The organism is Streptomyces sp., assembly GCF_031178505.1.
Lineage (GTDB): Bacteria > Actinomycetota > Actinomycetes > Streptomycetales > Streptomycetaceae > Streptomyces > Streptomyces gulbargensis.
In genome coordinates, this window is the sequence record NZ_JAPSIW010000442.1 from 1 (window position 1) to 5928 (window position 5928).

Here is a 5928-nt window from a genome sequence, read left to right on the forward strand (position 1 = left end):
GGGAGGTCACGGGGGAGCGTTCCACGTGTTCGGAGGCCGAGTTCACGGCCTACGTCCAGGAGCGCCGGGCCTCCCTGTACGCCACCGCCTACCACCTGACCGGTGACCGTTTCGAGGCCGAGGACCTGCTCCAGAGCGCGCTGTTCTCCACGTACCGCGCCTGGGACCGGATCAGCGACAAGGCGGCCGTCGGCGGGTACCTGCGTCGCACCATGACGAACCTGCACATCAGCGCCTGGCGCCGGCGCAAGCTCAACGAGTACCCGACCGAGGAGCTGCCGGAGACGGTCGGCGAGACGGACGCCATGCGGGGCACGGAGCTGCGCGCGGTGCTGTGGCAGGCGCTGGCCCGGCTGCCCGAGCTGCAGCGGACCATGCTGGTGCTGCGCTACTACGAGGGCCGCACCGATCCGGAGATCGCGGAGATCCTGGACATCAGTGTCGGCACGGTGAAGTCGAGCATCTGGCGCTCGCTGCGGCGACTGCGCGAGGACCAGGTGCTGAGCTTCGGCCGTGACGAGGAGGAGTCCTTCGGCGAGCTGGTGGCCTGAGGGTACGGGGGGAAACACGGGGGACCGTACGGGGGTACGGGGGAAACGACGCGGGGCCGGGCGAGATGGGGGATCTCGTCCGGCCCCGCGTCACGTCCGCGGTCGGTTCAGCGGGCGACGGGCGTCCGGTGCCGCCCGGCGGCGGCCGCCGCCAGACGGCCGAGAGCCTCGGCCTTGGCGCACGGGTGCGCGCCGAGCGCGGTCTGCCGGGCGACGATGGAACGCTCGGCGCGCATCAGACGCCAGCCGCGGCGCAGCAGGAACGGCACCGACTTGCGGCCCTCCCGCAGGTCACGCAGCAGACGGCGGCGGAAGGTCGTGGAGGGCCGGCCGCGCAGGCAGAGCGCGTCGGCGAGCACACCGAGCTCCCGGCAGCGCTCCACGATGTCGGCGGCGAAGATGCCCTCCGCCACGAACAGCGGGGTGCGCCCGATGTCCAGGCGGTCGCGGTCGACCCGGGAGCTGGTGGCGATGTCGTACACCGGGACGTCGGTCCGGCCGGTACGGCACAGGTCGAGGATCGCGGCGACGGCGGCGTCCGCGTCCCAGGAGCGGGGCGAGTCCCAGTCGATGTCCGAGCTGCCGAGGACGAGCGGGAGGGTCGGGTCGTCGCCCTCCTTGTAGAAGTCGTCGAGGCGCAGCACGGGAAGTCCGGTGCGGGCGGCGAGAGAGGACTTGCCGGAGCCGGAGGGGCCCGCGAGCAGGACGACTCGGGTCGGTGTCGGTTGGGAGGTCACGGGACACCAGTGTGAGGCATTCCCGCGTGCGGCGGACCCCCGGGAGTGCGGCTTGGTATCGAGCATCACACCCCGACCACGTGCCGTGCCCGCTCCGTCACGCCGGGGACGAGGCGGACCCGCCCCCGTGCGGGCACGCCGGACGGCCCCCGGGGCGGCAGGCGGGTCGCCCGCCGCCCCGGGGGCCGTCACGTCGTGCGGCTGGGGGGTGTCCCCCTAGTACGAGGAGCCGGAGGCGCCCAGCGAACCCGTCGGGTGCCAGACCGTCTTCGTCTCCAGGAACGCGGTCATGCGGTCCGTGCCGGGGGACGCGGTGAAGTCCTCGGCGCGGGGGCGCAGGACGCGCTTCAGGTTGTCGGCGGCGGCGATCTCCAGCTCACGGGCCAGAGCGGCGTCCGCGCCGGTCAGGTCGATCGCGTTGACGTCCTGGTGGGCCGCCAGGTGGGGGCCCATCTCGGCGGCCTTGCCGGAGAGGATGTTGACGACGCCGCCCGGCAGGTCGGAGGTGGCGAGCACCTCACCCAGGGAGAGCGCCGGCAGCGGGGCCTTCTCGCTCGCCACGACGACCGCCGTGCTGCCGGTGGCGATCACCGGGGCGATCACCGACACCAGGCCCAGGAAGGACGACTCCTGCGGGGCGATGACGGCGACGACACCGGTCGGCTCCGGGGTGGACAGGTTGAAGAACGGGCCCGCGACCGGGTTCGCCCCGCCCACGACCTGCGCGATCTTGTCCGTCCAGCCCGCGTACCAGACCCAGCGGTCGATCGTGGCCTCGACGACCTCGGCCGCCTTGTTCTTGGACAGGCCCTCCGCGTGCGCGACCTCGTGCACGAACTGGCCCTTGCGGCCCTCCAGCATCTCGGCGACGCGGTAGAGGATCTGGCCCCGGTTGTACGCGGTCGCGCCCGCCCAGCCGCCGAAGGCCTTGCGCGCGGCCACGACCGCGTCACGGGCGTCCTTGCGGGAGGAGAGCGGGGCGTTCGCCAGCCACTTGCCCTTCGAGTCCGTCACCTCGTACACCCGGCCGCTCTCGGAACGCGGGAACTTGCCCCCCACGTACAGCTTGTAGGTCTTGAAGACGCTCAGGCGCTGCTCGGACTTCTCAGACATCGAGGTAGGCCTCCAGACCGTGACGGCCGCCCTCGCGGCCGAAGCCCGACTCCTTGTAACCGCCGAACGGCGAGGTCGGGTCGAACTTGTTGAACGTGTTGGCCCAGACGACACCGGCCCGGAGCTTGCCCGCCACGGCGAGGATCCGCGAGCCCTTCTCCGTCCAGATGCCGGCCGACAGGCCGTACTGGCTGTTGTTGGCCTTCGCGACGGCCTCGTCGGGGGTACGGAACGTCAGCACCGACAGGACCGGGCCGAAGATCTCGTCGCGCGCCACGGTGTGCGCCTGCGTCACGTTGGTGAACAGGGTCGGGGCGAACCAGTACCCCGCCGACGGGATCTCGCAGGCGGCCGACCAGCGCTCGGCGCCCTCGGCCTCGCCCTGCTCCACCAGCGCGGTGATGCGGGCCAGCTGCTCGGGCGAGTTGATGGCGCCGATGTCGGTGTTCTTGTCCAGCGGGTCGCCCAGGCGCAGGGTGCTCAGGCGGCGCTTCAGCGCGTCGAGCACCTCGTCATGGACGGACTCCTGGACGAGGAGCCGCGAGCCCGCGCAGCAGACCTGGCCCTGGTTGAAGAAGATGCCGTTGACGATGCCCTCGACGGCCTGGTCGAGCGGGGCGTCGTCGAAGACGATGTTGGCGCCCTTGCCGCCCAGCTCCAGGGTGAGCTTCTTGTCCGTGCCGGCGACGGAACGCGCGATGGCCTTGCCGACGGCGGTCGAGCCGGTGAAGGCGACCTTGTTCACGTCCGGGTGCTCGACCAGCGCGGCGCCGGCGTCCCCGTACCCGGGCAGGATGTTGACGACGCCCTTCGGGAGCCCGGCCTGGCGGCAGATGTCCGCGAAGAACAGGGCGGAGAGCGGGGTCGTCTCGGCCGGCTTCAGGACGACCGTGTTGCCGGTCGCGAGCGCCGGGGCGATCTTCCAGGCCAGCATCAGCAGCGGGAAGTTCCACGGGATGACCTGGCCGGCCACGCCCAGCGGCTTCGGGGCGCGGCCGAACCCGGCGTGGTCGAGCTTGTCGGCCCAGCCCGCGTAGTAGAAGAAGTGCGCCGCGACCAGGGGCAGGTCCGCGTCGCGGGTCTCCTTGATCGGCTTGCCGTTGTCGAGGGTCTCCAGGACGGCCAGCTCACGGCTGCGCTCCTGGATGATCCGGGCGATCCGGAAGAGGTACTTGGCGCGCTCGGAACCGGGCAGCGCCGACCACGTCCCGAACGCCCGGCGGGCCGCCTTCACCGCGCGGTCCACGTCCTCGGCGCCCGCCTGGGCGACCTCGGAGAGGACCTCCTCGGTGGAGGGGGAGACGCTCTTGAAGACCTTGCCGTCGGCCGCGTCCGTGAACTCGCCGTCGATGAACAGGCCGTAGGAGGGGGCGATGTCGACGACGGACCGGGACTCGGGCGCCGGTGCGTACTCGAATGCAGATGCCATGTTGATCAGTCCACCGTCACGTAATCGGGGCCGGAGTAGCGGCCGGTCGCCAGCTTCTGGCGCTGCATCAGCAGGTCGTTGAGCAGGCTGGAGGCGCCGAAGCGGAACCAGTGGTTGTCCAGCCAGTCCTCGCCGACGGTCTCGTTGACCAGCACCAGGAACTTGATCGCTTCCTTGGTGTTGCGGATGCCGCCGGCCGGCTTCACGCCGATCTGCACGCCGGTCCGGTCGCGGAAGTCGCGCACCGCCTCCAGCATGAGCAGGGTGTTCGCGGGGGTGGCGTTCACCGCGACCTTGCCGGTCGAGGTCTTGATGAAGTCCGCGCCGGCCATCATGCCGAGCCAGGAGGCGCGGCGGATGTTGTCGTACGTGGACAGCTCACCGGTCTCGAAGATCACCTTGAGGCGGGCGCGGTCGCCGCACTCCGCCTTGATCGCGGCGATCTGCTCGTAGACCTCCAGGTAGCGGCCGGCGAGGAAGGCGCCACGGTCGATGACCATGTCGATCTCGTCCGCGCCCGCGGCGATCGCGTCGGCGGTGTCGGCCAGCTTCACGGGGAGGGCGGCGCGGCCCGCCGGGAAGGCGGTGGCGACCGAGGCGACCTTGACGCCGGAGCCCGCGAGGGCGGCCTTGGCGGTGGCCACCATGTCGGGGTAGACGCAGACGGCGGCGGTCGTCGGGGTCGTGCGGTCGGTCGGGTCGGGATGGACGGCCTTCGCGGCGAGGGCCCGGACCTTGCCCGGGGTGTCCGCGCCTTCGAGCGTCGTCAGGTCGATCATCGAGATGGCCAGGTCGATGGCGTACGCCTTGGCCGAGGTCTTGATCGAGCGGGTGCCGAGGGACGCGGCGCGCGCCTCCAGGCCGACGGCGTCGACGCCGGGCAGCCCGTGGAGGAAGCGGCGCAGCGCGCTGTCGGACGCGGTCACGTCGGCGAAGGCATTGGCTGCGGGTGCAGTGGTGGGCATGGTCACCAGTCGAGCATATCTACGCGCGTAGCGACCTGTACAGGGGAGGCCCCGGGCAGAGCCCGAGGTCACAGCGCCGCGTCCGGCGCGGTGAGACCTGTCACACGCCCGTGACGAGGAGCGGACGCCTCCCTCATACAAGATCACTAATTTTTCTCCTGCAGCCAGCCAGACCTCACCGGACACAGTCGGACCGAGCAACAGCGGCATGCGGCTCTCCATCCACCCTGACCAGCTTCCTGGAGTCGTTATGCGCACCGCCCTTCGCACCGCCATCGCCACCGCCCTCGTCGCGGGCGTCGCGATCACCACCCCGGTCCTCACCGCAGGGGCCGCCTTCGCCGCCGACGGTCCGGCGACGGCCGCGACGAACGGCCCCCAGGTCCCCGCGACCGCCACCGCCACGCCGGCTGCCACCGCCACCCCGACCGCCCCGGCGGCCCCCTCCGCGTCCGCCACCGCGACGCCCTCCGCTTCCCCGACGCCGACCGCGACCGCCACCACGGCGCCCACCGCCTCCGCCACCCCGACCGCCCCGGCGACCACCGGCACCCTCGTCCGCACCGAGAAGCTGGCGGGCGGCTACGTCGCCAAGATCTACAAGGTCGCCGCGGGGCACCACCGGGCCGACCTCTACCTCCGGGGCACGTACACCGAGTCCCTCACCGCCGACGGCCGCTCCGTCGCCGGCAACGACAACGGCACCTTCTTCGTCCTCACCCCGGGTGGCGCCACCCACGACTGGGTCGGCAACTACATCCCCGGCGCGCGGTCCGGCGTCTACCGGCTCGCGGACGGCACCGTCGTCCAGCTCGACCGCAGGAACGGCGTCCCCGGCCTCCAGCTCCTCGACAACGGCGTGGGCCGCGGTTACACCTACGTGGCGAGCGGCCGCCAGGTCCTCACCTACGGCAAGGCCGTCGTGATCCTGGAGGAGGACGGCGGGTTCGCCGCCTACGTGCCCGGCTCGGCGCGGCAGGCCGCCCCGCAGCTGCTCTCCGGCGTCACCGCCCCGGCCGCCGGCACTCCGGTCGTCATCGGCGAGTGCACCGTCCGCCAGGACATCCCCTCCGTCTTCGCGCAGCTGACCGTGACGCTCACCCACGACCTGGAGAAGGGCCCCAGGGCCGTAC

6 protein-coding genes are annotated in these 5928 nt (G+C 72.0%); 2 read left to right on the forward strand and 4 right to left on the reverse strand.

Annotated features, from left to right (window positions below):
- Positions 1–551 (forward strand): SigE family RNA polymerase sigma factor (locus RIF68_RS24640; RefSeq protein WP_309053486.1); only part of this gene is annotated, 551 nt, incomplete at its 5' end.
- A gap of 107 nt (positions 552–658) precedes the next feature.
- Here RIF68_RS24640 and RIF68_RS24645 read toward each other — a convergent pair.
- The 4 genes from RIF68_RS24645 to deoC all read right to left on the reverse strand — a co-directional run bounded on the left by RIF68_RS24645 (position 659) and on the right by deoC (position 4795).
- A complete protein-coding gene (locus RIF68_RS24645) occupies positions 659–1354 on the reverse strand; it encodes a uridine kinase (protein WP_375165163.1) in 696 nt (231 codons plus the stop codon).
- A 150-nt stretch (positions 1355–1504) separates the two neighbouring features.
- On the reverse strand, positions 1505–2401 hold the full coding sequence (locus RIF68_RS24650; protein ID WP_309053488.1) for an aldehyde dehydrogenase family protein: 897 nt from the start codon (positions 2399–2401) through the stop codon (positions 1505–1507).
- Positions 2394–3830 carry an aldehyde dehydrogenase family protein gene (locus RIF68_RS24655; RefSeq protein ID WP_309053489.1) on the reverse strand — a complete coding sequence of 479 codons (1437 nt, stop codon included), beginning with the start codon at positions 3828–3830 and terminating at the stop codon, positions 2394–2396. Before RIF68_RS24655 ends, RIF68_RS24650 begins: the two co-directional genes overlap by 8 nt.
- 5 nt (positions 3831–3835) lie before the next feature.
- Complete coding sequence (gene deoC, locus RIF68_RS24660; protein ID WP_309053491.1) at positions 3836–4795, reverse strand: deoxyribose-phosphate aldolase; 960 nt, start codon at positions 4793–4795, stop codon at positions 3836–3838.
- A 250-nt stretch (positions 4796–5045) separates the two neighbouring features.
- On the opposite strand from deoC, the gene RIF68_RS24665 reads away from it, so the two are divergent.
- The coding region (locus RIF68_RS24665; RefSeq protein ID WP_309053490.1) for a hypothetical protein at positions 5046–5928 on the forward strand (883 nt) is incomplete at its 3' end.